Genomic DNA, 25673 nt, shown 5'->3' on the forward strand with positions numbered 1-25673 from the left:
CGTGACGAGTCCTCCAGAGCCGCCGGCCGTCCTGCGCATGCGGGAGGTCCGGGACCGGGCGCTGTTCGACCCGGACGACGGTGCGGTCACGCCGTCGAACCGGGCCGAGCTGAAAGCGGTCGCGCACCTGCTGAACGTGCTGCTGGCCAGCCTGGTGGTGTCCTCGTTGCAGTACGAGCAGCACGCCCTGCTCGTCCGCGGGCCGTCGCACCGGGCGGTCGCGGAGTTCCTGCACGGCTGCGCCGACCGTGACCGCGCCGGCGCGCGGCTGCTCGCGACCCGCATCGCCCAGCTCGGGTTCGCCGCCGACCACGACCCACGGCACCTCCCGGCGCGCTCGCGCATCATCTTCCAGACGTTCCAGGACGGCGATCTGACCGGCATCGTGACGCAGGACCTGGTGGGGGCGCGGATCCTCGTCCAGTCGTTGCAGGAGGCGGTGCGCTGGGTCGGGGCCGACGACCCCACCACCCGGCGCCTGCTGGAGCGGCTGCTGGAGGAGAAGGAGGCGCAGGCCGACGAGCTCAGCGCGGGGCTTCGGAATCCGGTGCGAGAGCATCCCTGAGCCCGGCGCGGGAGGTGACGCCGAGCTTGGGGAAGATGCGGTAGAGGTGCGCGCCCACCGTCCGGTGCGAGAGGTACAGCCGCTCGGCGATCTGTTTGTTGGTCAGGCCGCTCGCCGCCAGCTCGGCGATCTGCAACTCCTGCGCGGTCAGGGCGGCCGGGCCGCCTGCCGAGGTCTCGGCCGTCCGGTGTCCGGCGGCGTGCAGCTCGTTCTGCGCACGCTCGACCCAGGGCCCGGCGCCCATCGCGGCGAAGCCGTCGCGGGCGATGAGCAGATGCCGGCGCGCCTGTGCCGCCGACCTGTCACGACGCAGCCTCTCGCCGAGGACGAGCCGGACGCGGGAGGCGTCCCACAGCCACCGTTCCGCCACGTGGCCCGACAGCAGCGACTCCAGCCGCGCCCTCGTCCCCTCGTCGTCGGACACGAGGAACTCCGCTGCCGCCTGGATCAGCGTCATCCGGGCCGACAACGCGGCCACGTCGGCGGCCCGCATCGCCTCGACGTGCGCCCTGGCCTCGACCATCCGCCCGGTCCGCACCGCCGCCTCGACGAGGTCGAGCATGACCCACGTGCAGTGAGGCACGTACGCGGCGAGGACGCCGGGCGGGCTCATCGCGGCCGCGTGGTGGAAGGCCGCGCCGAAGTCTCCCTGTCCCAGCGCCGCCAGGGCACGCGGGTGCTGGGCGAACAGCGCCGCGGCTGCCACACCTCGGGGGAGCGCCCAGTGGGTGATCTCGTCGGCGAGCGCGTACGCCTCCTCGTAGCGTCCCCGTCCGGCGGCGAGGATCGCCCTGTTGTACAGGAAGTACCACGCGAAGAAGGAGAAACCGCTGGTCTCACAGACCTGCTGACCCTCGCGGGCCAGCTCCTCGGCCTCGTCCCATCGGCCGACGAGGTAGTCGTCCAGGCACAGGTGCATCAGCGCGCCGAGGTGCCGTCGGGGCGCGCCGCCCTCCCGTCCCTGCCGGACCAGCCGCCAGGAGGGCTCGCGGCACTCGCCCAGCCGATCCAGGTAGACCGAGGCCGTGCCGACCCGCATGATGCGCGTTGGGTCGGTCTCGTCCGCGAGGGCGTCGAGGATGATCTGGCTGCTCGCCAGTGCCGACGCCCCCGTGCGGACCGGGTCGGGGAAGGTCCGGCTCGCCAGCGACAGGACGTCCGGCGGTCGTGGCTCCAGCCGGTCCAGCGCGCGGTAGAACGGCTCCCAGTACTCTGGGGCGCTCCCGTACCAGGACAGCAGCATCAACGTGTGCATGGCTTCGACGAGCGCGGGATCCTCGGCCCGGTAGCCGTGCTCCGCGGTCTCGATGGCGCCGACCAGGAGCCGGTGGGCGGTCGCGACGTCGCCGTCTCCGTTGAGCATCAGGAACGCGGCCGCGTTGGCCGCGTGCAGCGAGCCGGTGGAGTCCGGAGCCGCCCGCCGCGCGTCCGTCAGGAGCGTCTTCGCGTCGTCGATGGCCCCGCTCGCCTCCGCGCCGATGTACGCGGCCTCGGAGAGCCGGCGCCCCCGATCCGCGCTCGTCCCGCTCAGCTCGGCCGCCCGGATCAGCGCGGCGACCGCGGCGAACGCGTCACCGCGAAGCATGATGCGATGCGCCGAGTTCTCCAACAGCGCCGCCACCGTCTCGTCCGGGCCGGTGGCGGCCGCGGCGAGGTGCCACGCGCGACGTTCCTGGTCACCCGTCAGCGCGCCGGCGAGGGCGACGTGCGCGGTACGGCGTTCCTCATGCGTGGACCCGGCCACGATCGCCGACCTGATCAGCGGGTGCCGGAACGCGATCCGCGCCGTGGCGTCGTCCACGCGTACGAACTGCGCCCGCTCGGCGGGGGCGAGGTCAGCCAGCCCGGCCTCGTCCGGCAGGGCGGCCCTGAGCACTCGGACGTCGCCGGTGCCCTCGAACGCGGCCAGCAGGAGCGTTCTCCGGGTCGGTTCGGGCAGGTCGGCGATCCGCGCGGCGAACATCGCCTGGAGCCGATCGCTGAGCGGGACCACCTCCGAGTGCGTCACCGCCGGATGCGTCGCGCCCAGCAGCGTCGAGGGTAACTCCGTCAGCGCCAGCGGATTGCCCTGTGCCAGGTCGAGCAGCCGTTTCCGGATCCGTACCGGCATGCCTGGGAAGTTGTCGTCGACCAATTGTCCCGCCGCCGCTCGATCCAGGGGCTGGACGACCATCTCGGTCAACCCGCGCGGCGCCGCGGAGCTCACCGCGCCCGTCCTGGCAGAGAACAGCAGCGCGGCGCCGACCCCCTGCAACCGGCGGGCGAGGAAGCCCAGCACGACGGCGCTGGCCCGGTCGATCCACTGGACGTCGTCCACGAGAAGGGCGAGCGGCGTCTCGGCGGCGACCCCCTTGACCAGCATGAGGGCGGCGTTGCAGACGAGGAGCGCGTCGGTGGGCGCGCCGGCACCGAACCCCAGCGCCACCGACAACGCCTCCCGAAGCTCGGGCGGCAGGCGCCGGAGGTCGGCTTCGACCGGCAGGAACAGCTGGTTGAGGCAGGAGTAGCTGACATCGGCCTCGAACTCCGACCCGGACGCCCGCAGCACGCGCATGCCCGTCGCGACGGCCAGTTCGGCCGCGGCGGCCAGGAGAGCGGACTTGCCGATACCGGGGTCACCCCACAGCAGCCGCGCGTTGCCATGGCGCCGGGCCGCGTCGAGAAAGGCGGATAGCTCTTCGAGCTCGGCACGGCGGCCGAAGAGTGCGTTGCTGGCCACGGATACCTCGCGCGTCTGTCAGTGCCTCACCGGCTCAGGACGAAGGCTGCTGCGATCATAGCCGTCACTTGATCATCATCGAGGGCCTGCGTCCGCCTCTCTCCTGAGGAAGGCGTGATCGGACAAGGAATCGCGAGCATCGGGCAAGTCCGCGCCGCCTCACGGCCCATCGACGGACGTGTCGGGACCATGGCCGGTACGGCGCTCCTGGTGCACCCCTCCGGGCTGCTGGAGGCGCTGAGCAGGCTGTTCGAGGGGACCTGGGAGCGGGCGCTGCCGATGCGGCTGACCGGTTCGCGCGAGGCGCCGCAGGACGACAAACGGCTGATCGCCCTCCTGCTGACCGGCCTGACCGACGAGGCCATCGCCCGCCAGCTCGGCATCGGCTACCGCACCGCCCAGCGGCGCATCGACGAGCTCATGGCCAGGCTCGGCGCCCACACCCGCTTCCAGGCCGGCGTACAGGCCGCCCGATCGAACACCTCCGGCGTCTGGCAGCGCCTGCACGAGGTACTGCTCGATCGGCTACGCGCCGCCGACGCCCTCGACCTCTCCCGCGCAGCCGTCGACTCCTCGCAGATCAGAGCGTTAAAAGGGGGGCGCAGAACGGCCCGTCCCCGGTCGACCGAGGCCGAGCCGGCAGCAAACATCACCTGATCACCGAAGCTACCGGCATCCCGCTCGCGGTGATCCTCACCGGCGCCAACCGCAACGACGTCACCCAGCTGCGCCCCCTGCTTGACGCCGTCCCGAAGGTGCGAGGCAAGCGCGGCCGGCCCCGCCAGCGCCCGGACGTCGTGCTTGCCGACCGCGGCTACGACCACGACAAGTACCGCTGCCTGGTCCGCGAGCTGCAGACACGCCTGCTGATCGCCCGCCGCGGCACCGCACACGGCTCCGGCCTGGGCAAACAACGATGGGTCGTCGAGCAGACCTTCGCCCTTCTGCACGCCTTCCGCCGCCTGCGCATCCGCTGGGAAGTCCGAGCCGACATCCACGAGGCCTTCCTCAAACTGGCCTGCGTCCTCATCTGCTGGCGGCGCCTCACTTCATTGCGTTAGGAGCTCTAAGGCGGCCTCAGTCCCCAACGTTGTCCGGGGTGGACAGGAAGACCTGCAGGGTCGCCGAGGTCGCGGTCGGAACGAACCTGATCCGTGCGTAGGCAATGCCCTGGAGGTCCAGGAGAAGCCGGCGGCTTCGAGCTGTCCTTCGCGCTCGCCCCGCCGCACGCCATCGGCCAGTACCAGGGGCTGTTCGGGATGGGCATGAGCGCGTTGGAGTTCCTCGACCCGGCCGTCGTTACCACGCTGTGCCTGGGCTGGAGCCGCCCCGGCTGGATCGCCCTCGGCGTCGGCTTCGCCCTCGTCGGCCTCCTGGTGCCACCCGCGCCCCGGCTCGCCGAACGGCGGGCCACCCTGGTCAGCGCCCGGGTGGCGGATCAGCGGCCGTGATAGTGCGGTAGATCGAGCGGCGGCACCGGGAAGCCGCCTGCGGTCGGCTCTTCGCCGAGCTCCTCGAACTCGGCGTCGACCTGCGCTTTCCTGGCTTCCCTTCGCCGCCGGCCGACGGTGTCGAACCGCGTCCAGATGGCCAGTACGCCGACGGCGATGACGACCCCGAGCGCGATGGAGACGACTCCCGGGCTCTGCATGATCGTCCGGACGGCGGCGACGAGGAGGATCCAACTTAGGTTGACCGGGATGAGGACCTTCCAGCCCAAGGACATGAGCTGGTCGTAACGCACGCGGGGCAGCGAGGCGCGGACCCAGATGATGAAGCAGAACGTCAGCACGAACTTGACGAAGAACCAGAGCATCGGCCACCAGCCCTCGTTCGCGCCCGCCCACAGCGAGATCGGGAACGGCGCCCGCCAGCCACCCATGAACAGGGTGACCGCGATGCCGGAGGCGGTGAACGTGTGCAGGTACTCGCCCATCATGATCAGAGCGAACTTCAGCGACGAGGAGTACTCCGTCTGGAACCCGCCGACCAGCTCACCCTCACCCTCGGGCAGGTCGAACGGAATCCGCGCCGCGTCACCGAACATGCAGACCACATACACCAGGAACGACGGCAGCAGCATGATGCCGTACCACAGCGACGTCTGCGCGTTCACGATCTCCGAGGTCGACAGCGTCCCGGCGAAGATGAAGACGGCCACGAACGACAGGCCCATCGCGATCTCGTAGGAGACCACCTGCGCCGCCGAACGCAAACCACCGAGCAGCGCGTACGGCGAACGCGACGACCACCCGGCCAGCACCACCCCGTACACCGAGATGGACCCCATCGCCAGCATGAACAACACCGCCACCGGCAGATCGACCAGCTGCAACGGCGTCTGGTGCCCGAACATCCACACCTTCGGCCCGAACGGCACGATCGAGAACGCCACGAACGCCGGAACCACCATGATGACCGGAGCCAGCAGATACAGCACCTTGTCCACGGTGTTGGGGAAGAGATCCTCCTTCAACCCCATCTTGATCGCGTCCGCCACCGACTGCAGGATCCCGAAGGGGCCCGCCCGGTTGGGTCCGATGCGGTTCTGCATCCTGGAGATGAGCTTGCGCTCGAACCAGACCCCGAACACGACCCCCAGCGACAGGAAGAGGAACAGGAACACCGCCTTGACGATGGTGATCCCCAGCGGATCCCTGCCGAAGTCGGCGAGCGTGACTCCCATGACGTGCTGCCCCTTCCCGTCCCGGGCACGCCGTTCGGCCGGGAGCGGAAGGTCACGCTATTCGGCGAGCCGCCCGGTGTCTTGAACGAATGCGAACAGCTGCGCGGGCGTCAGCCGCGACATCGCCCTGATCTCCCGGCTGAGATGCGGCTGGTCGGCGAAACCACAGCTCAGGGCCGCGTCCAGGGTGGCTGACGGGCGGCGCCAGCTGTCCACGGTCCGCTGGAAGCGGGCGATCCGGGCGACGGTCTTGGGTGACAGACCCACCACTCTGCGGAATCCGAGCTCGACGTACCGCCTGCTGACACCGACCTCGGCGGCGAGGGCCGCGATCGTGCGCGGACAGTCCGGGGCCTGCAGCCGCCACCAGGCGCGCATGATCAGGTGGTCGTGTCCCGGGCCGGGGCTCAGCCATGCCGTCAGGCGCTCCCACAGCAGGGCGAAGCGCTCATCCCAGCTCGCTGACTCGCCCAGCCGCCCCGCCAGCTCCTCGGCCCGGACGCCGAGGAGGTCAGCGAGCGGCACGGTCGCCCCGGCCACCTCCCGGACCGGCGCGCCCGTCAGCGCGGACATCCCGGCGGGGGTGAGCCCGACCGCCATCCCGTGACGCCACGGCGTGCGGACCGCGAACGTCGCGGTGGCGCGCGGGCCGGTGACGATCGGGCTCATGCCGGTGAAGTCGACGATCAAGGTGGCCGCGTTGAGCGGCAGCATCCGCGCGTCCTCCGCCGTCCGCGTCCGGAACCCCGCCGCCCCCAGCGCGTACGGGCGCAGGTGCGGCGGCGACTGCCGCACGATCATCTCGTACGGCTCAGCCTGCCTCAGCGCGGGCACCGAGTGGATCATGCCGTGGTCGGCAGGAGCATGGCGCGTGCCTGACGTGCCGTACATGCCAGACCGACCATGGATGACGCGTCAGACACGTTCTGAATCCTTCATGTGCCCAGCATGCCTGACACTCCAACAGCACCGAAGACAAGCAGGAGCCCTCCGTCGCGACGACCAGCCGGCCCTCGACGCGGGCCTGCAGCTGCGCGCGCAGCACGTCGACGCAGGCTGAAAACGTCTCAGGGTCCTGGTTCACGGGCCCGGACTGCAGGGATAAAACGCCTTAACGTCCCAATAGCCCCCAGGGGAGCAGCCGGTCGCGCAGGTGCACCGGGAGTAGCGCGCATTCATCAATGAATCTGATTATTTCGCTCGAATCAATCGCTCCTGACGATAGCCTGGCTCTCATGGCTGACGTGGAACTGCGCCACCTGAGGACGATGGCCGCCATCGCCGAGGAGGGGACGTTCGGCCGGGCGGCGGTTCGCCTCGGCTACACCCAGTCGTCGGTGAGCCAGCAGATCGCCGCGCTGGAGAAGGCCGTCGGCGGGGCCGTCTTCGACCGGCCGGGAGGTCCCAGGCCGGTGCGCGCCACTCCTCTCGGCGAGTTGGTCCTGGCCCACGGGCGTGATCTGCTCGCGAGGTCGGAGGCGCTGACCGACGCCGTCGAGCGGTTCAAGGCGGGCCACGGCCGGATCGACATCGGCACCTTCCAGGGCGCGACCCGGTTGATCCTGCCCGCAGTGGTGCGCGGGTTGCTGGGCGAGCACCCCGGCTGCGACGTCAGGCTGTCGGAGGTGGCACCGGAGAACCCGGACATCGGAGATCTCGACCTGTTGTTCCACTACGACCGCATCGACGGCGACGTCGAGCACGTCGAGCTGCTGGACGAGCCTCACCTCCTGGTGGCCGCCGCGGGCGCGTTCCCCGACGGTCCGGTGCCGGTCGAGCTGCTCGACGACACTCCCATGGTCGCCTGGCCGCCCACCGTCCACCAGAGATGGCTGGAACGGGAGCTCGCCGGCGCGGGCGCCCGGCCGCGGATCGTGTTCCGCACGGCCGGCCACGAAACCGTCGTCTCGATGGTGCGGGTGGGCCTGGGCTCGGCGGTGTTGCCCTGGCTCGCCCTCCTGGGGTCGGACGTCTGGTCCGACGACCGGCTCCGTGTCCATCGGCTGGAACCGCCGCCCACCTGCACGTGGTACCTGTGTCGGCCGGCCGGGCGCACCCGGTCGCCGCTGGCGGCCCGGGCCATCGACCTCGCCGTCGCAGCCGCCGCTGAGCTGGCCGGCCAGATGGAACACGGTATATCGCTGTAGGCGATCGACTCGATCGGAAATCATAGCTTTTCGCGATGGGGCGGCCAGGCTTAGCGTGCCGGACATGAACGCCAACCAAGATCACCCCGAGCGGCTCCTCGACATCAACGGCATAAAGCTCTGCGTCCAGACGTTCGGCGACCCGGCTGCGCCCGCCCTGCTGCTCATCGGCGGCGCCGAGGCGTCGATGGACTGGTGGGACGACGACTTCTGCGAGCGCCTCGCCGCCGGCGGCCGGCACGTCATCCGGTACGACACCCGGGACACCGGCCGCTCCACGACCTTCCCGCCCGGCGCGCCGCCGTACGGAAACGACGCCCTGTTCGACGACGCCGTCGGCCTGCTCGACGAACTCGGCATCGCGGCCGCCCACATCGTCGGCGTCTCCATGGGCGGCGGAATCGCCCAGCGCCTGGCCGTGCGCCACCCCGGCCGGGTCGCCTCCCTGACGCTCATCGCCACCAGCCCGGGCGGACCCGGCGGCCCCGACCGCCATGACCTGCCGCCTATGAGCGCCGAACTGGCGAAGCGGTTCGCCGAGGGCGGCGACCAGACGCCCGACTGGTCCGACCGCGAGGCCGTCATCGCGTACTACACCGACGGCGAGCGCACCTTCGCGGGCACCATTCCCGTCGACGAGGAGCGGATGCGCCGCATCGCCGGCCGCGTCTGGGACCGCAGCCCGTCCCCTGCGTCGGCGCAGAACCACTGGCAGCTCGACGGCGGCGAGCCCGTCCGCGGCCGCCTCGGCGAGATCGCGGCGCCCACGCTGGTGTTGCACGGCACCGCGGACCCGCTGCTCCCGTACGGGCACGGCGAGGCGCTGGCACGGGAGATCCCGGGAGCCCGGCTGGTCCCGCTCGAGGGCATGGGGCACCAGATGCCACCGCCGGAGCTCTGGGACGTCGCGATCGCAGAGATCCTTTCGGTCTCCAGCGGAGAGCGCCCGTGAGCCGGCTGCGATCGGCACTCTGGCTGCCGCTCTTCGACGAGCTCGCCGACCCGCGGGCGGTGGCGAACCTGGCCGCCGACGCGGAGGAGGCCGGGTGGGACGGCTGCTTCGTGTGGGATCACCTGTCCTGGCGGGAGCCGGTCCAGCAGGTCGCCGACTCGTGGATCACGCTGGCGGCGGTCGCGACCGCCACCGAGCGGCTGCGGCTCGGTCCGATGGTGGCGACGCTCGCCCGCCGGCGTCCGGCCAAGGTGGCGCGGGAAACCGCGACACTGGACCAGCTGAGCGACGGCCGCCTCACCCTGGGCGTCGGACTCGGCAGCGATCGGTTCGGCGGCGAGCTGTCCAGGACCGGCGAGCAGCTCGACGACCGGCAGCGGGGGCGGATGCTCGATGAGTCCTTGGCCATCCTGGCCGCCGCGTGGTCCGGAGAGCCGGTGCGCCACCGCGGCGAGCATTACACCGTCGATGACATCACGTTCCTGCCGCAGCCGGTTCAGCGGCCAGGCGTGCCGGTATGGGCCGCCGGATTCCCCGGCAACGTCAAGCCGATCCGCCGCGCCGCCCGGCTCGACGGCTTCTTTCCGATCAACCTGGAACGCCCGGACCAGCTCGCCGAGGTCGCCGGCACCCTCACCGAGCTGCGAAACGGCGACATGGCCTCGTACGACATCGCCGTCAGCCTGCCCGCCGGCGTCGACCCGCTGCCGTACGCCGCCGCCGGCGCGACCTGGTGGCTGACGGAGTTCGACCCGGGTGTACGGCTCGACACGGTACGCGGCGTACTCCGCGACGGCCCGGCGAACCCGGGCGACGGCGCCTGAGCCGCTTCACCGGCCTTCCTGATCTCCGACGAGTCGTCCTGCGTCAGCGGCGCGGAGATCCCCATGGACGGCGGGCGCACCGCCCACGGCGGCGCCGAATCCATCTCCGACGCCTCCGCTGACCGGCGAGTCATCACTCCGCTCCTGGGCAGACCGCATGGTCTGATCGGATGGGGAGGAGAAACGTCGTGAACGGCGAGATGCATCAGGATCGGATGACCCGGCGGTTGTGGCCCGGCGGAGCGGAGGTGGGCGCGGTCGGGCTCGGCTGCATGGGGATGACGTGGGCGTACGGCGACTCCCCGGACGCCGAGGACCCCCGTACCGTCATCGGGCGGGCGCTGGACCTGGGCGTGAACTTCCTCGACACCGCCGACGTGTACGGACCCTTCATCAACGAGGAGACCGTCGGCAGGGCCATCGCCGGACGGCGGGAGGAGGTCGTGCTCGCCACCAAGGGCGGCAACGTCGCGCGGACCACCGGGAACGGCGCCCCCGCCCTGCCTGTGCCGGACGGAAGGCCCGAGCATCTGCGCGCGGCCGTCGACGCCTCGCTCCGGCGACTGGGCGTGGACCATGTCGACCTGTACTACCTGCACCGCCCGGACCCCGAGGTGCCGGTCGAGGAGAGTGTCGGCGCCCTGGCCGAGATGGTGGCGGCGGGCAAGGCGCTGGCCGTGGGGGTCTCGGAGTTCAGCCTGGAACAGCTCGACCGGGCGCAGGCCGTCCACCCGATCAAGGCCGTGCAGTCGGAGCTGTCCCTGTGGACGAGAGACCACCTGTCCACGTCGCTGGAGTGGTGCGCCCGCCACGACGCCGCCTTCGTCGCCTACTCACCGCTCGGCCGCGGTTTCCTGACCGGCCGCTTCCGTGAGGCCGGCTTCTCCCCGGACGACTACCGCTCCCGCAACCCCCGCTTCCAGGAGGAGAACCTGAAGGCCAACCTGGTCATCGTGGACGCGGTGGAGCGGATCGCCGCACGGCACCAGGCGACCGCGGCCCAGGTCGCCCTCGCCTGGACGCTCGCCCAGGGAGAGCACGTCGTCCCGATTCCGGGGAGCCGGCGTCGCTCACGGGTGGAGGAGAACGCCGCCGCGGCACGCCTCAGGCTCACCCCGGAAGACCTCGCGGACCTGGACGCGTTGCCCGCACCGGCCGGCAGCCGGTACTGACCCGCCGCCCCCGGGAGGGGGCGGGCCGACAACTTGGCGCAGCGACCAGCGAAATGCGACGCGCCCACGTACCGGTACTCGATCACGATTTACGGCCGGTGGAAGTGCCCTGACGATGTGGCATGCGTAGTTGTCGCCGTTCACGGTGGACCGGGCTGGATTCGTGGTCCTTGACTACCGCCCCCGCTCGTCGTTCGATTGCCGGCCGGTTGCGTGAATGCCCGGGAGCATGATGAGGGACCGATCGGCCGCGCGATATCTCCCGCCACGTAGACCCTGTCGGTCGCCACGCCGTTGAGGTCGAAGGCGCGCCCGCCGGCGTCGCAGCCGACACCCCAAGAAGCCGGCCGCCAGTCCGGAGCCCTCCAGCAACGCCACCATGACCCCAGGCGGGGCGTCTCGGACTCCCAACGCTCTTCGGGCCTCGATGGCCATGTGGGGGGCGGAAACGAGCACGCAGCCGTTGCGGAAGCTGAAATGTCGCTACGGCGGTTTAGTGTTGCAAACCGTGAGCGATGTGATCGATTGTCACCGTGAGCGTGTGCGCGCCGCCGACCCTCTCGTCGCCGTCGCGGATCTCGGCGAAGACCTGATCGAGACCGTGAACGCTGTCGGCGCCCCCTCGGTGTCCAGAGCCGATCCCGGCGCCCCGTCAGTGCGCTGGGGCCCGCTGACCACCTACTCCCTCCAGGCCAGAGTCGCCGACGACAACCCCGCGTACGCCCTCGGCGGCCTCCTCGACCGGTGGATCTCGACCCTCGACGCCGAGCCGGGTTCCGGGCTGGTGGTGAACTGGCCGAGCCGGGATGCCGCGCCCGTGGCGGCACTGGTCAGGCGGGGGTTCGCGCCACGCTCCGTGCTCGGCGTCCGCGTCGGCCCCGCTTCAGCGGGCGGGCACTCGTCTCCAGGTATACGGCGGGCCACGGCGGACGATCTGGATGCCATGTGCCGGCTGTACGTGGAGCTGGTCGCCTACGAGGCCCAGTTCGGCTGGCTCTCGGTGCTGCCCTCGACGCCCTCCGCCGCCCGGGCCGAGCTCGAGGAGAAGCTCGCCCGTGACGACGGCTGGTGCTGGCTGGCCGAATCGGACGGTGAAGTCGTCGGCATGCTCGCAGTCCATCACCCCGACCATTCGGGCTGGATCGCGCCCGCCGTGCAGAAGCCTCCGCCCGTGGCGTACGTGGGCTCCTTGTACGCGCGGCCGGTCAGCAGGGGCCGCGGCATCGGCACTGCGCTGGTCGCCCACGCCCATGCCGAGGCCGCAGCGGCAGGCGTCGAGACCATACTGGTGCACTACGCGGCCCCGAATCCGCTGTCCGTCCCCTTCTGGTCCCGCCAGGGCTACCGTCCGCTCGTCACGACCTGGGGACGGTTCGCTTAGGCGAGGCGGCGGCCCTGCGTATCGGCGGCCCGTCTGCAGCCCTACTACTGGTCGACCACGGGAGGAGGAGGCGAGATCCCCGGCGTAAGCCCGGGCTGCGTTGCTTCGGGGGCTGACGTGGGCGGGTGAGGCGCGTTGGCAACCCGAGTGTTCACCGATGAGGAGATCCGCTGTGCCCGCATCGTCTCCGGCAGTCTGCGGGCCGGCGCGGACAGCACCGCTCGATCTGCCCACAACAGCCTCGGACGGCCAAGGTGACGGCGCAACACGGCGACCTCGTGCCGCGGCACGAGGATCTCCATGTTCTTGGTCGCGTCGCTACGAGTCAGCAGCGTCAGCCGGCCCACGATGCGGCAGGCGTGAACGGAGTATTGAGACCCTTCAGGGTGGGGTGACCGCGCATCCGACTGGGGCGTGGACGGTGCAGCGGGCCGCAACTTGGTCATGGACCTGGCGAGCGCATCGCCAGGCTACGATTCTTGATCCACGATCGGAACCGCACAAAATCACATACGGGACAGCAGCTCAGCCTTCCGCCGCGACCTGTTCGATCATGGAAGCTTGTACGGCGGCCAGCACGGCGGCGGCGAAGGGCAGGGAGTGATGCGTGGCTCCCCAGCCGATGCCGAACACCACGGAGGCGGGATCGTTGTTGGGGTTGGAGAGGGCCTGGTGCCCACGGATGCGCAGCCGCAATGACCCGCGAGCGTCCTCCAGTGCATTCCACTCGACGCCCTCGATCTCGGTGATCGGGTAACGCCGGTCACCTGCCGTGTACTTGGCCGGGGAAGCTCCGGACGCGAACCAGGTGAAGGTGACAGCCTGCCCGTCGAAGGCGGCCTCACCGTCCCATGCCTTGAAACGACGCGGTACCGAAGGACCGGCGATCAGGAACCGCTCAGCCGGACCGCGCTGGGACAGGGCCGCGCGCACCTCGTTGGCATACTGGTCGGCCAGCGTCTTCGTGGCGGCGGGCAGCACCAGCCGGTACGGATCGAGCGACTCCTGGAGCTGCCCCGTTGCCGCGGACATGACCGGATCGGCTCCCTCCCGGGGAACCACCCGCAACACCACCCTGCCACGTGCACCAGGCTCCAGCATGACATCGGCCAGCGCGTCGTACGGCACGAACCGCTCTCCGAGCTCCATGCTCAGTTTCGACGCCTTACCCGGCTCAGGCGTGATGCGCAGCCCACCGTCCTCGAACTCCCACGCGCAACCTCGCCCCTTCAGTACGTCACCCATGCAGGCAAGGATAGGTGCCCGAACACTGGCGGCTACGCAGACGGGCGACCACCGCGACGAACTCGCCGGGCCTGCGCACGTCGCCGGCCGCCACGTTCAGCGACGATGACTACGGCGACTTCTGCCGGCGCACTTCGGAGGAGCAGGAAGCGGTCGACCGTGACCGCAGCATGGTGACGCACGGCCACCCCTTCCATGTCGGCCGCTGAGGTGATCGGTTCTGCGGCTGCCGAAAACTCCATCCATGCAGTTCAAGCCGCATATGAGTGGGTGATCCGTGAAGGCTGCAACCGAGGCTGTCTGCCAAATTTCCGACCTGATGTGAGAGATGATGGCCTGTCGTGGTCGGCAGGATACGCAGGCCGACGAATGGCTTGCTCAATGCAAGAGTGTGTTTGACGTGCGGAAACGGCTGCTCCCATGTTCTGGGGGGCAAGGGGTCGCAGGTTCAGATCCTGTCGTCCCGACGGTTGCAAAGGCCGATCGACTTGGGCATATGCCCAGGTCAATCGGCCTTTTCTGTTTCCTCGATCTTGAGAGTGATCTCCTGGGCAACCTCGGCCCATCCGGTGATCTCGCCCTGCGTGTCGACGGCATCAGCCATCGGGGGTGCCCCGGCGACGTGCGCCCGGTGACACGGCGGTGCGGGCATGGTGATCGTGCGGGGGCTCAGGTCAGGGTGCGGATGACGCGAGCCGGGTTCCCGTAGGCGACGACGCCGGCGGGGACGTCCTTCGTGACCACGCTGCCGGCGCCGACCACGGAACCCTCGCCGATCGTGACCCCCGGCAGCACGATCACGCCACCGCCGAGCCACGCGTCGGGCCCCACGGTGATCTTCTCGCCGTACTCGTAACCTGCCTTCCGCAAGGTGGGGTCGAGCGGGTGGGTGCCGGTGAGCAACTGGACGCCCGGGCCCAGCCACGCCCCGTCGCCGACGTCGACGGGCGCCATGTCGAGAAAAACACAGCCGAAGTTCACGAACACCCGGTGGCCGAGGGAGATCGGCTCACCGTAAACACAACTGAACGGCGGCCGCACCTCGACCGAATCGCCGACGGAACCGCACAGCTCTTTCAGAATCAGCTGCCGGAGCTGTGGATCGGCGGCGCTCGACGAATTGAATCGCGCCACGATCAGGGCCGTTTCGAGCCGTTCGGCGTTGAGTTCGGGATCGTCCGCGATATAAAGCTCGCCCGCAAGCATCTTCTCTTTCGCTGACGCCATCGATGACCTCTCCATGGTGTGGATCCGGGCGATCATCGAGTGTAACCCGCGACTCCGGAGTTCCGCGAGACCGCTCTCCGCCGCCGGACCGTCAATAATTTTCGGACCGAAATTCGCGCGCCGTCGCCATTTATGGCGGGCATGGTCGGAAGCCCGGCGCGCACGAGGATCGCCGCCTTCCCTGCCCCGGTCGAGGGGGCGTCCCAGGCGTGTACGCTGTGGAGCGAAAAAACGCGGAAGTCCGCGCTTGGCAGCGTCCGGACCGGGGAAGAGACCCCGCCGGGATAATGTCGGCACAGGTGGCCTCGAATCCAGAGGTTCCGAACGACTGGGATACTCCGCCAGGGGTGGCCAGATGCGAAGGAGCGACTGAAATGGCACGCCTCGGTGATCGTGCGGATCAGCTCAAATGCTCGTTCTGCGGAATGAGCCAGCGGCAGGCCAGGAGGCTCATTGCGGGCCCGGGCGTCTACATCTGCCAGGAGTGCATCCAGATCTGCAACGAGATCTTCGAGGAAGAAACCGAGGAGACCACCGAGGTCAGGCGCGGCAACCTGCCCAAGCCGCACGAGATCTACAAGTTCCTCGACGCGCACGTCGTCGGACAGGAGAAGTCCAAGAAAACGCTGTCGGTCACGGTCTACAACCATTACAAGCGCGTCTTCTCCGGCAGCACCGGCTCGCGCGGCGACGACGTCGAGCTCGCAAAGTCCAACATCCTGCTGCTCGGGCCCTCGGGGTCGGGCAAGACGCTCCTGGCCCAGACCCTGGCCAAGCTCCTCGACCTGCCGTTCGCGATCGCCGACGCGACGACTCTGACCGAGGCCGGCTACGTGGGCGAGGATGTCGAGAACATCCTGCTCAAGCTCATTCAGGCCGCCGACCACGACCTGCGCAAGGCCGAGACGGGCATCGTCTACATCGACGAGATCGACAAGATCGCCCGCAAGAGCGAGAACCCGTCCATCATGAGGGACGTGTCGGGCGAAGGCGTCCAGCAGGCGCTGCTGCGGATCCTGGAGGGCACCACGGCGTCCGTCCCGCCGCAGGGCGGCCGCAAGCACCCGCAGCAGGAGCTCATCCTGATCGACACCACCAACGTCCTGTTCATCTGCGGGGGCGCCTTCGCGGGCCTCGACCAGATCGTCGAGCAGCGCGTCGGGCAGCGGCGGATGGGCTTCAATGCGGTGCTGCGCCCGGCGGGCGAGCAGCACGGCCACGGTGACGCATTGGCGGCACTCATGCCGGAGGACCTGGTCAAGTACGGCATGATCCCAGAGTTCGTCGGCCGGTTGCCGGTCATCACGACGGTGCACGACCTCGATCGCGAGGCCCTGGTCCAGATCCTGACCGAGCCGCGCAACGCGCTCGTCAGACAGTACGCGCGGTTGTTCGAGCTCGACGGCGTCGAGCTCGGGTTCACCCCCGACGCGCTCGACACGATCGCGGAGCTGGCGCTGTTGCGCGGCACGGGAGCGCGAGGCCTGCGGGCCATCATGGAGGAGGTGCTGCTGCCGGTCATGTTCGACGTTCCCAGCCGCACCGACGTGGCCCGGGTGCTGATCACCGAGGACACGGTGCTGCAGAGCGTCAACCCGAGCTTGATCCCGCTCGGGCGCGCCGCCCTGGCCAGGAAGCGCGGGCCCCGGGAACAGTCGGCGTAGCAGCCGCGCCCCGCGCCGGCGGCCCTCCTGGCCCGTCGGCTGATCACCAGGTGACGGGGACCGCCTCGATACCGCCTGAGAGCTGGCTCGTCCTGATCCTGAGCTCGCCGGGCGGCACTGCCAGCCGGAGTCCGGGCAGAGCGGTGGTCAGCTCGGTGAGAGCGGCCCGCAGCTCGACGCGCGCCAGCGGGGCACCCAGGCAGTACCTGCCGCCGTGGCCGAACCCGAGATGGGCGCCGGCGTGCTTGCAGCCGATGTCGAACCGCTCCCCTCCGGGGAACTCCGTCCGGTCCCGGTTGGCGGCCACCAGGCTCAGCAGGACCGCGTCGCCTTCCTTGATCCGCTCCCCGCCCACGTCGATGTCGGCCCGCGCGTAGCGGACGACGCCCCCGATCGAGACGATGGGCGCCGCGCGCACGATCTCCTCCACCGCGTCGTCGATGAGCTCCGGCTCCGCCACCAGCCTGTCCCACTGGCCCTGGTGACCGAGCAGCATCGCCACGCCCACGTCGATCCGGCCCGTGGTGGTCTCGTGGGCGGCGAACAGCAGTCCGGCGCTGCGGATGGCGACCGTGTCGTCGTCCTGCGTCCTGCACAGCTCCGACATCACGTCGTCGGCCGGCTCGGCCCGCTTGCGCCTGGCCAGGTCTCCCATATACACGATCAGTTCCGCGAGCGCCGCCATCGAGGCGTCCCTGTCCCGGAGGCCGGCGATCGTGTACGACAGGGCGCGGAACCGCTCGCGGTCCTCGTACGGCACGCCGAGCAGCTCGCAGATCACCAGCACCGGAAACGGCCAGGAAAAGTGGGTGTGCAGGTCCACCGGAGGAGTGAGTCCGGCCATCTCGGCAACGAGTTCGGCGGCGAGCTGCTCGACCCTCGGCCGCAGCCTCAGTATGTGTTTCGCGGAGAAAAACGGCGACAACATCCGGCGCATCGCCGTGTGCCGCTCGACCTCGGTGTCGAAGGTGTACTCGGGGGAGGGGCCGCTGAACAGGCTCGCGTTCGAGATCCTGGCCGCGCGTTCGGGCTCGCGGTGCGACATTCCCAGCCGGTCGTCGTTGAGCAGTTGCTTCACGTACGCGTATCGGGAGACGAGCCAGGCCTCGTCGCCGGCCTGCGTGCGGACGCGGGCGACCGGCTGGTGTTCGGACAGCTCCAGCAGCCGCGGCGGCGGGGACATCGGGTCGGGTTGAGGGAAGGGCAACGCCGGCAAACCGTCCTGGGCTGGCATGGGAATTCTCTCACCTCGGCAGTGGTCGCTCGTTATGGGAAGTTATAACAAGGGCGCCCGCGTATGGGAAGCAGGCGCTTTTTTCGCGGCGAATATTTCGGGGCACAGCCTCGATTCCCGCCTATCTTGACAGCTCGTCGGTCATCGCCAAAGATGACCTCTGGAATGTCTGGTGCAGCGGCCCGCAGTGGCCCGGAGAGGGCGCTCATGACTCAGCAGACCATTACCAGAATAAAAACTCTGTACGAGCGCCAGGGCTGGTGCCGGCTGGACCACCGGTTATCCGACGGCGAAATCCAAAAATTGCGGGACAGCGTGGAACGTCACATTAGTGAGCGCCGTCCGGGGTTGGTATACGAAGAAGGCTCGCAGGCGGTGCGCGGAATTCACGGCTGCCACCGTTTCGACCCGGTGTGCTCGGACCTGACCCGGCTTCCCCCGCTGGTCGACGTTGCCGAGGAGATCCTCGGCACCCCGGCCTATGTCTACCAGTTCAAGGTGAACCTCAAGCAGCCGAGGGACGGCGCCGAGTGGCCCTGGCACCAGGACTTCCCGTTCTGGCAGACGGAGGACGGCATGCCCGCGCCGCACGCCGTGAACATCGCGATCCTGCTGGACGACGCGCACGAGCACAACGGGCCGGTGGTCCTGGTGCCCGGTAGCCATCGGCTCGGCCCGCTGTGGAACGCGGCGGAGGACGAGGACGACTCCGCGGCCGACTGGCGCGTCAACATGCGCGCCTCGCTGCCGCTGACCGTACCCGGCGAGGTCGCCTCGCGGCTGGCTGCGGAGCGGGGCACCGAGGTGCTGACCGGACCGCCCGGAACCATTTATGTGTTCCATCCGTGCATCGTGCACTCGTCGTCGGCCAATCTCTCGGCCGACAGGCGCGCGCTGCTCATCATCAGCTATAACTCCGTCACCAATCTGCCGCGACATCCGAACCGGCCGGAGTTCCTGGTCGACCGGGATTCCACCCCCATCGTCAAGCTGGGGCGTGAGACACTGTGATCGAGCACTGAGCCCATGCGTATAGCCCTCGTGAACATGCCGTTCGCCAACTGGCACTACCCGTCCTTCGCGCTCAGCCAGCTCGCCGCTCTGGGACACCACGAATTTCCCGGCCAGGTGACCTCGGACGTCTTCTACCTCAACCATGATTTCGCGCGCTATTTCGGTCTGCCTGAATACGACTCGCTCGCCAACGACGGGGAGCATCTGCTCGCCGGGCTGGGCGAGTGGGTCTTCCGCGACATCGCCTTTCCGGAGGCGGGCGACAATGAGCGCGCCTATTTCCGCCGTTACTACCGCGGCCCGCGCTGGCTGCGGCTGCGCGAGCGCGTCCTGCAACGGCGTCCCGGGCTGGAGGAGCGCTGCCGCGAGCTGATCGATCGGTACCGGCTGGCGTCCTACGACGTGGTGGGCTTCAGCTCGATGTTCGCGCAGAACGTGCCCAGCATCGCCGTCGCCCGGCTGATCAAGGAGATCAACCCCGAGGTCGTGACGCTCATGGGCGGCGCGAACTGCGAGGCGCCGATGGGGGCCGTCATCGCCGAGCAGACGCCGACCATCGACTTCGTGTTCTCGGGTCCGTCGATGCACACCTATCCCGAATTGCTGCGTGCCCTGCTGAACGGCGACACCGAGACGGCCCATACCATCCCGGGGATCGTCACCGGGCGCAACTGCGGCGATCCCCGCTTCCGCAACGCCGTCGGCCGCGACCGGGACATCGAGGACCACATCCCTCCCGACTACTCGGGCTGGCTGACCGCGCTACCGCGCGACGAGGTGCTCTGGAAGGCGGTCCAGGACGGCACCGCCCACCCCCAGCTCTATTTCGAGACGTCACGGGGCTGCTGGTGGGGTGCGCGCTCGCACTGCACGTTCTGTGGCCTGAACGGGCTCGGCATGGACTACCGCGCGTTGTCGGCGGGCAAGGCGATCCGTCAGTTCGAGCGGCTCTTCGAACTGGCGCCGTGGTGCAACCGCTACGTCTGCACCGACAACATCATGCCGCGAAATTATCCCAAGGAAGTCTTCGGCCCGCTCCAGCCCCCGGCCGGCACGTCCATCTTCTACGAGGTGAAGGTCCCGATCGCCGATCACGACCTCGAGGCCATGGTCTCGGGCGGCGTGAACCAGATCCAGCCCGGCATCGAGGCGCTCTCCACACAGACACTTTCGATCATGCGGAAGGGCACCACCGCCTTCCAGAACCTGCAGTTCCTGAAGAAGTGCATGCGGCACGGCATCGAGCCGTACTGGAATCTGCTCATCGGATTCCCCGGCGAGCCCGAGAGCGTGTTCCAGAAGTATTTCGACGACCTGCCGTCGTTGGTGCACCTGCCTCCCCCGAACGGCGTCTACGTGGTGCGGTTCGACCGATACAGCCCGTACCACACCAACGGCGGCTTCTACGGCCTGGAGCTGCGGCCCTCGGATCACTACCGCTACGTCTACCCGTTCCCCGAAGACACCTTCACCGACCTGGCCTACTACTTCACCGACGAGAAGCTCGGACCGTACGCGGCCGCGTCCACCCGCTGGCACGCGCGGCTGAGCGAGCGCGTCGAGGAGTGGACCAGAGCCTGGTCCCGGCGGCCGCCGTCGCTCACGCTCGAACGCGGCGCCGACGGTCGGGAGCAGATCATCGACTCGCGCGGCGGCGGGCCCGCCACGACCCTGCCCGTGGACGCGGAGACCCGGCTGCTGCTGCACCGGTTGTCGTCGCCGGCGAAGCCGGACAGGCTCGCCGCAGAGCTCGGGCTCGACCCGGAGGCCGTGGCGCGGCGGCTGGCTCTCCTGCGGGAGCGGTCTCTGCTGTTCGAGGAGGACGGCAAGATCCTCAGCCTCGTCCTGACCGAAGCCGGCGCGCAGGCGGACCTGCCGGCCTCGCTCGAAATCGTCTGAGAAATTCGCCGGTCTCATCAACTCCAGGGTGGTCGGTACGGTGCACACGAAGCACGTCAACGGAACTCAGCCAACCGGCAACATCATCAGTGAGCTAGGCCACCGCTGGTCGGACGGAGGTGACAGCCTTGACGCCATCTGCCGCTACGCCCTCATGCCCGCAGGCAAGCTCTTCCGTCCGATGCTCATGGTCGAGTCGGCGCTCGCCGTGGGAGGCACGATCGCGCATGTCCTGCCGGCCGCCGTCGGCAGCGAGTACGGCCACACGGCAAGCCTGATCCACGACGACATCATCGACTGCGACGAGTTGCGCCGCGGCCGCCCATCCGTGTTCTCCAGGTACGGCATCGAGGACGCGATCGTCGCGGGCGACGCCCTGATCTTCCATCTCTTCCTCTGCCTGGCCGAGTGCCGGCGCGCCGGGGCGCCGGCCGAGCGGGTCGTCAGGGCCCTGGAGATCGCCGCGACGGCGGGCTTGGACATGTGCCGCGGCCAACACCTGGAGAGCGAGATCACCAAGAACTCGATCCGCGATCGCGACCGCTACCTGCGCATGGTGGACCTCAAGTCCGCCGCCCTGTTCCGCAGCGCCTGCCAGTGCGGCGTGGTGCTCGGCGGCGGGCTGGAGGCGTCGGTGCGGTCGATGGGCGGTTACGGGACGGGCCTGGGTGTGGCGTTCCAGATCATCGACGACCTGTTCGCGTTCACCGACGACGGGTCGGTGACCGGGAAGCACCCGGCCAGCGACGTCCGGAACCGGCGGCTGACGCTGCCGCTCATCCTCGTCTACGAGAGCGCGGACCCCGTCGCCGTCCGGCTGCTCGACGACGCGTTCTCCGGCGAGCTGGGAGATCAGGAGGCGCTGGCCGCCGCCACCAAGGCCGTCGAACGTACCGGCGTCCTCGACATCTGCCGGAAGGTCGCCCTGGAGCACATCACCGCGGCGAAGGACGAGCTGCTGCTCCTGCCGGACACGCCGAGCCGCGACCGGCTCGGGCAGCTCGCCGACGACGCGGTCGAGCGAGTGCGCTGATGCCGAGCGGCGGGTTGAGAGTCGCGCTGGTCGCGCATGCCGAGACCTGGCGCCCCTACGGGCTGACCTACGTCGGCCTCGTCGGCCTGGCGGCCGGCGCCCTGGCGGCGCCGTCGCCGTCGCCGTGGCAGCTCCTGGGCGCGTGGGGGGTGCCGACGCTGGGCTGGTTGGCCGGCCTGTACGGCGGCGACTACTTCGACAGGAAGCTCGACGCGATCGCCAAGCCACACCGGCCGATCCCGTCCGGCCGGCTGCCCGCGCGCACCGCGCTGGCCATGATGGTGATCTGCTGCGCGGCAGGAGCGGTGGGCGCGCTGCTGCTCAACTGGCGCACGCTCGGCCTCGTCGGCCTGGCCCTGGTCGCGGGCATCCTCTACAGCACGTGGTTCAAGGCGCGCGGGCTGTCCGGCAACCTGGTGCGGGGTGGCCTGACCGCATTCGCGTTCCTGTTCGGCACCATGGCGACGGCCACGCTGCCGCCGCCGTACCTGCTGCCCGTCGCCGCCCTGTTCTGGCTCCACGACGCGAGCTCGAACCTGGTGGGGACGCTGCGCGACCTGGACGGCGACAGGGAGGGCGGGTACGGGACCGTCCCCGTGCGGCATGGCGTGACGGTGGCGCTGACCTGGGCGGCCGTGCTCTACGCCGCCGTGCTGGCGCTGGCCGCCGCCGTTCCCGCGCTGGTCCCGCAGCCGCGCCCGGCCGGCTGGTACTGGATCCTGCTCGGGATCGCCGCCGCGCTGGGAGCTTCCGCGCTCGTCTCGATCCTGCGGGCGCCGCGCCCGCTGTCCCCGCGGACCGCGCTGCGCGCGCACGAGTTCTTCGTCCTGGAGCGGCTGGTGCTCGCCGCCGCCCTGCTGGCACTCGGAACGGGAGCCGGCCTGGCCCTGCCGCTGCTGGTCGCGGTCCTCGTCCTGACCTGGCTCACCCAGCGCATCATGCGGGCCCGGTACGAGTTCGCCCAGGTCGCCCCCGGAGGGGAGAAGGAAGGGATGAACGCATGACTGACGTGCGGCGGAGCGTCGAGCTGGCCGTCGATGCCCTGTTCGGCCGGCAGCGCGTGAACGGCTCCTGGCAGGACCACCTGCCCTCGGCCCCGATCGCCACGGCCTCGGCCATCGTCGCCCTGCACTTCGCCGACCCCGTCGGCTCCGCATCGCTGATCCGGGCGGGTGCGGCGTGGTTGCGGGCGGCGCAGAGCGACGACGGCGGATGGGGAGACGCGGCGAAGGCGCCGTCCACCTTCAACGTCACCCCGATGGCGACGGGCGCGCTCTCCCTGATCGACCCCGAGGGCTCCGCCGAGCACATCCGGCGGGGGCTGGAGCGCATCGAGGGCTTCGGCGGCATGGAGGCGGTCGCGGACCGGGACATCTGCAAGATCTTCCTCATGTGCCAGCAGTTCCTCAGCCTGGGCGGGCTGTACGACGAGCGGAAGATCATGCGCCTGCCGTTGGAGATCATCTTCCTCCCCCGGATGTTCCGGCAGAAGGTCTCCTTCACCGTTCCCTGGCTGCTGCTGTGGGGCATGATGCAGGCACACACCCGCCCGTGGAACCCGCTGCGCAGAGCCGTCAACCGGGTCTGCGAGCGGCCGATCTTCGCCTACCTCGACGAGCTCGAGCAGTTCGAGGGCGAGGACGGCGGCTACCAGGAGTCGCCGTTCATGGTGGCGCTGGCCTGCCTCGCGCTCGCCAGGGCGGGGCTGCGGCGCGACATCGTCGAGCGCTGCATCGCCTACCTGCACAGGACCGTCCGGCCCGACGGCTCCTGGCCGGTCAACCGGGACCTGGAGCTGTGCGCCACCACGTTCGTCACCCACGGCCTCCAGGACACCGGGTACGCCTCCGACGAGCGGCTCGCCGCCACCCGGGAGTGGATCCGCGACTGCCAGCGCCACACCCGCTTCTCCGCCACGGGGTGCCCGCCCGGAGGCTGGGGATGGTCGTGGCGCTGCGGCTGGCCGAACACCGACGACACCGCGGACGCGCTCATCGCGCTCGCCCGCTTCGGCGACCCGCGTACCGACGGGCAGGTACGCGCGGGCGTGGACTGGCTGATCGCCATGCAGAGCAGGAACGGCTCGTGGAGCTGCTTCTGCAGGAACAACCCCATCGCCCTGGACGGCGCCTGCTCGGTGATGAGCGCGCACGCGGTGACCGCGCTGCGCGAGTCGGGCGGCCTGACGGCGGCCGACCGGCCGATCGCCAAGGCCCTGGCCTGGTTCCGCCGCAACCAGCGAGAGGACGGTTCGTTCACCACGCCCTGGTACCGCGGCCTGGTCGCCGGGACGGGGAACGTGCTGGACGCACTGGCCGGGCTGGGGCTCGCCGACGACCCGACGGCCCGGCGCTGCCGGGACTGGCTGCTGGCCAACCAGAACCCCGACGGCGGATGGGGCCAGGACGAGTTCGGCGCCTCGACGGCCGAGGACACCGCCTGGGCGCTGCTCGGGCTGCTCGGCTCGGGCCCGGCGAGCGAGCCCGCCGTGCAGGACGGCGTCGCCTGGCTGGTGTCGCACCAGCGTCCGGACGGGCTGTGGCAGCCCACGATCCTCGGCATGTACTTCCTGGACCTGAAGTACTCCTGCGATCTGCTCGCCGCGGGCTACGCATTGCAGGCGCTCGCCCGATACCGGCAGGCCACGGCCCCGCCCGGCCCGGGAAAGGCCGTCCATGCCGGACTATGACGTCCTGATCTGCGGCGCGGGCGCCGGTGGGCTGACCCTGGCCCACTTCCTCGGGCGGCAAGGACACCGGGTCCTGCTGGCCGACAAGCAGTCGAGGCCGCGCAGCGCGCACAAGGGCGAGCTGGTGCAGCCGAGGACGGTGCAGATCCTGGAGGCCGCCGGGCTCGTCGAGCCGCTGGCCGAGCGGGGCGCCAGGACGGTCCGCCGCCTGAGCTGCCACACCCCGCGCGGCGACGAGCTCATCGACCTCGACTTCAGGCTGCTGGACAAGCCCTACGACTACGGCCTGCTGCACTACTACAAGGACTTCAGGGACGTGCTCGGCGGCCGGCTCGGGTCCACCGTCGACTACTGGCAGGGCGCCTCGGTGCGGGAGCTGCGGCGCGACCGGCACGGCCGCGTCGCCGGGGCGTACCTGGGGACCGCCGGCCGCGTCACCGAGGTGGCGGCCACCCTCACCGTGGCCTGCGACGGCCGGGAGTCCCGGTTGCGCAACGCCGCCGGGATCGAGCCGCGGATCCGGCGCTACCCGCACCAGCTCGTCGGCCTCGACCTGCCCGACGCGCCCGAGCTGGGGGAGGACATGGCCATGTACCTCACGCCCGGCGGGCTGCGGGTGCTCTTCCAGATGCCCGGCGGCCGGGCGCGGCTCTACGTCCAGATACCGGCCGGCCGCTTCCGCTCCATCGGCCGCCGCCATCTCGGGGCCTGGGCCGACGACCTGCTGCGGGAGGTCCCGGCGCTGCGGCGGGTGGCCGGGCCGCTGCGCGCCGGGCTGGACAGCGTCCAGGTGCTGCCGGCCTGGCGTTTCGTGGCGCCCACGTGGCAGGTGCCGGGGCTGGCGCTGCTCGGTGACGCCGCGCACGGTGTGCACCCCATGGTCGGGCAGGGCATGAACGCCGCCATCGGCGACGCCTGGTGCCTGGCGGGAGAGCTGGAGGCGGTGCGGGACCTCAGCGCCACCGCCGTGGACGAGGCGATGGGCCGGTACGAGGCGGCGCGGCGGCCCGTCCTCGGCTACGTCAGCCGGCTCAGCCACACGCTGGCCCTGCTCTTCACCAGCACCTCCGCCACCGTACGGCTGGCCCGCCCGCTGCTGCTGAGCCGCAACAGCGGCAACGACGTGCTCCGCCGCCGGATCGTCGCGGGCATGGCCGGGTTCACCTCCGATCTGTTCACCGGCTGGGCCATCCGGTCCGCCCTCGGGCTCACGCGCAGGTGA

22 protein-coding genes are annotated in these 25673 nt (G+C 70.1%); 16 read left to right on the forward strand and 6 right to left on the reverse strand.

Annotation, left to right across the window (positions count from 1 at the left end):
- Window position 1: 1 nt before the first annotated feature.
- Complete coding sequence (locus tag ACFYYW_RS00910) at window positions 2-565, forward strand: ferritin-like domain-containing protein (protein WP_387643470.1); 564 nt, start codon at window positions 2-4, stop codon at window positions 563-565.
- On the opposite strand, the gene ACFYYW_RS00915 is transcribed toward ACFYYW_RS00910, so the two are convergent.
- On the reverse strand, window positions 525-3284 hold the full coding sequence (locus tag ACFYYW_RS00915; protein ID WP_387643472.1) for a helix-turn-helix transcriptional regulator: 2760 nt from the start codon (window positions 3282-3284) through the stop codon (window positions 525-527). The genes ACFYYW_RS00910 and ACFYYW_RS00915 overlap by 41 nt on opposite strands.
- A 279-nt stretch (window positions 3285-3563) precedes the next feature.
- Between ACFYYW_RS00915 and ACFYYW_RS00920 the strand changes: the two genes are divergently transcribed.
- A protein-coding gene (locus ACFYYW_RS00920) for an IS5 family transposase (protein ID WP_387645460.1) occupies window positions 3564-4345 on the forward strand; the annotation gives its coding sequence in 2 pieces (ribosomal slippage) (window positions 3564-3873 and window positions 3873-4345; 783 coding nt in all).
- A gap of 93 nt (window positions 4346-4438) precedes the next feature.
- Window positions 4439-4735, forward strand: a complete 297-nt coding sequence (locus ACFYYW_RS00925; protein ID WP_387643474.1) for a hypothetical protein — start codon at window positions 4439-4441, stop codon at window positions 4733-4735.
- Here ACFYYW_RS00925 and nuoH read toward each other — a convergent pair.
- Together nuoH and ACFYYW_RS00935 are read right to left on the reverse strand one after the other, a co-directional pair.
- Window positions 4723-5970, reverse strand: a complete 1248-nt coding sequence (nuoH, locus tag ACFYYW_RS00930) for an NADH-quinone oxidoreductase subunit NuoH (RefSeq protein ID WP_387643476.1) — start codon at window positions 5968-5970, stop codon at window positions 4723-4725. The two genes, ACFYYW_RS00925 and nuoH, sit on opposite strands and share 13 nt — an antisense overlap.
- 57 nt (window positions 5971-6027) lie before the next feature.
- The gene (locus ACFYYW_RS00935) at window positions 6028-6804 is read right to left on the reverse strand and encodes a helix-turn-helix domain-containing protein (protein ID WP_387643478.1); all 777 of its coding nucleotides are present in this window, start codon (window positions 6802-6804) and stop codon (window positions 6028-6030) included.
- 401 nt (window positions 6805-7205) lie between these two features.
- Between ACFYYW_RS00935 and ACFYYW_RS00940 the strand changes: the two genes are divergently transcribed.
- The 5 genes from ACFYYW_RS00940 (at window position 7206) to ACFYYW_RS00960 (ending at window position 12446) form a co-directional block, all read left to right on the forward strand.
- Window positions 7206-8117 carry a LysR family transcriptional regulator gene (locus ACFYYW_RS00940; RefSeq protein WP_387643480.1) on the forward strand — a complete coding sequence of 304 codons (912 nt, stop codon included), beginning with the start codon at window positions 7206-7208 and terminating at the stop codon, window positions 8115-8117.
- Between the two features lie 64 nt (window positions 8118-8181).
- The gene (locus ACFYYW_RS00945; protein WP_387643482.1) at window positions 8182-9069 is read left to right on the forward strand and encodes an alpha/beta fold hydrolase; all 888 of its coding nucleotides are present in this window, start codon (window positions 8182-8184) and stop codon (window positions 9067-9069) included.
- A complete protein-coding gene (locus tag ACFYYW_RS00950) occupies window positions 9066-9893 on the forward strand; it encodes an LLM class flavin-dependent oxidoreductase (RefSeq protein ID WP_352326378.1) in 828 nt (275 codons plus the stop codon). Before ACFYYW_RS00945 ends, ACFYYW_RS00950 begins: the two co-directional genes overlap by 4 nt.
- Before the next feature lie 215 nt (window positions 9894-10108).
- Window positions 10109-11065 (forward strand): aldo/keto reductase, encoded by a 957-nt coding sequence (locus ACFYYW_RS00955; RefSeq protein WP_387645463.1) that lies wholly within the window; start codon window positions 10109-10111, stop codon window positions 11063-11065.
- 508 nt (window positions 11066-11573) lie between these two features.
- Entirely contained in the window at window positions 11574-12446 is an 873-nt protein-coding gene (locus ACFYYW_RS00960; RefSeq protein ID WP_387643485.1) for a GNAT family N-acetyltransferase, read from the forward strand.
- Window positions 12447-12971: 525 nt separating this feature from the next.
- On the opposite strand, the gene ACFYYW_RS00965 is transcribed toward ACFYYW_RS00960, so the two are convergent.
- Entirely contained in the window at window positions 12972-13691 is a 720-nt protein-coding gene (locus tag ACFYYW_RS00965) for a DUF4429 domain-containing protein (RefSeq protein WP_387643487.1), read from the reverse strand.
- Window positions 13692-13705: 14 nt separating this feature from the next.
- Between ACFYYW_RS00965 and ACFYYW_RS00970 the strand changes: the two genes are divergently transcribed.
- Window positions 13706-13900, forward strand: a complete 195-nt coding sequence (locus ACFYYW_RS00970; RefSeq protein ID WP_387643489.1) for a hypothetical protein — start codon at window positions 13706-13708, stop codon at window positions 13898-13900.
- Window positions 13901-14360: 460 nt separating this feature from the next.
- On the opposite strand, the gene ACFYYW_RS00975 is transcribed toward ACFYYW_RS00970, so the two are convergent.
- Window positions 14361-14954, reverse strand: a complete 594-nt coding sequence (locus tag ACFYYW_RS00975) for a sugar O-acetyltransferase (protein WP_387643491.1) — start codon at window positions 14952-14954, stop codon at window positions 14361-14363.
- Window positions 14955-15292: 338 nt separating this feature from the next.
- Here ACFYYW_RS00975 and clpX point away from each other — a divergent pair, with 338 nt between their 5' ends.
- On the forward strand, window positions 15293-16582 hold the full coding sequence (gene clpX / locus ACFYYW_RS00980) for an ATP-dependent Clp protease ATP-binding subunit ClpX (RefSeq protein WP_352326375.1): 1290 nt from the start codon (window positions 15293-15295) through the stop codon (window positions 16580-16582).
- A 43-nt stretch (window positions 16583-16625) separates the two neighbouring features.
- Here clpX and ACFYYW_RS00985 read toward each other — a convergent pair whose 3' ends face one another.
- Window positions 16626-17765, reverse strand: coding sequence for a cytochrome P450 (locus tag ACFYYW_RS00985; RefSeq protein WP_352326374.1), 1140 nt, complete (start codon window positions 17763-17765; stop codon window positions 16626-16628).
- 258 nt (window positions 17766-18023) lie between these two features.
- On the opposite strand from ACFYYW_RS00985, the gene ACFYYW_RS00990 reads away from it, so the two are divergent.
- The 6 genes from ACFYYW_RS00990 to ACFYYW_RS01015 are packed head-to-tail and all read left to right on the forward strand — an operon-like array spanning window position 18024 to window position 25673.
- Window positions 18024-18827 (forward strand): phytanoyl-CoA dioxygenase family protein, encoded by an 804-nt coding sequence (locus ACFYYW_RS00990; protein ID WP_387643494.1) that lies wholly within the window; start codon window positions 18024-18026, stop codon window positions 18825-18827.
- Window positions 18828-18842: 15 nt separating this feature from the next.
- Complete coding sequence (locus tag ACFYYW_RS00995; RefSeq protein ID WP_387643496.1) at window positions 18843-20729, forward strand: RiPP maturation radical SAM C-methyltransferase; 1887 nt, start codon at window positions 18843-18845, stop codon at window positions 20727-20729.
- A gap of 40 nt (window positions 20730-20769) precedes the next feature.
- On the forward strand, window positions 20770-21762 hold the full coding sequence (locus ACFYYW_RS01000; RefSeq protein WP_387643498.1) for a polyprenyl synthetase family protein: 993 nt from the start codon (window positions 20770-20772) through the stop codon (window positions 21760-21762).
- A 14-nt stretch (window positions 21763-21776) separates the two neighbouring features.
- Entirely contained in the window at window positions 21777-22766 is a 990-nt protein-coding gene (locus ACFYYW_RS01005) for a UbiA family prenyltransferase (protein WP_387643500.1), read from the forward strand.
- On the forward strand, window positions 22763-24451 hold the full coding sequence (locus tag ACFYYW_RS01010) for a prenyltransferase/squalene oxidase repeat-containing protein (protein ID WP_387643502.1): 1689 nt from the start codon (window positions 22763-22765) through the stop codon (window positions 24449-24451). Before ACFYYW_RS01005 ends, ACFYYW_RS01010 begins: the two co-directional genes overlap by 4 nt.
- On the forward strand, window positions 24438-25673 hold the full coding sequence (locus tag ACFYYW_RS01015; protein ID WP_387643504.1) for an FAD-dependent oxidoreductase: 1236 nt from the start codon (window positions 24438-24440) through the stop codon (window positions 25671-25673). Before ACFYYW_RS01010 ends, ACFYYW_RS01015 begins: the two co-directional genes overlap by 14 nt.

The organism is Nonomuraea sp. NPDC001831, assembly GCF_042892035.1.
GTDB lineage: Bacteria > Actinomycetota > Actinomycetes > Streptosporangiales > Streptosporangiaceae > Nonomuraea.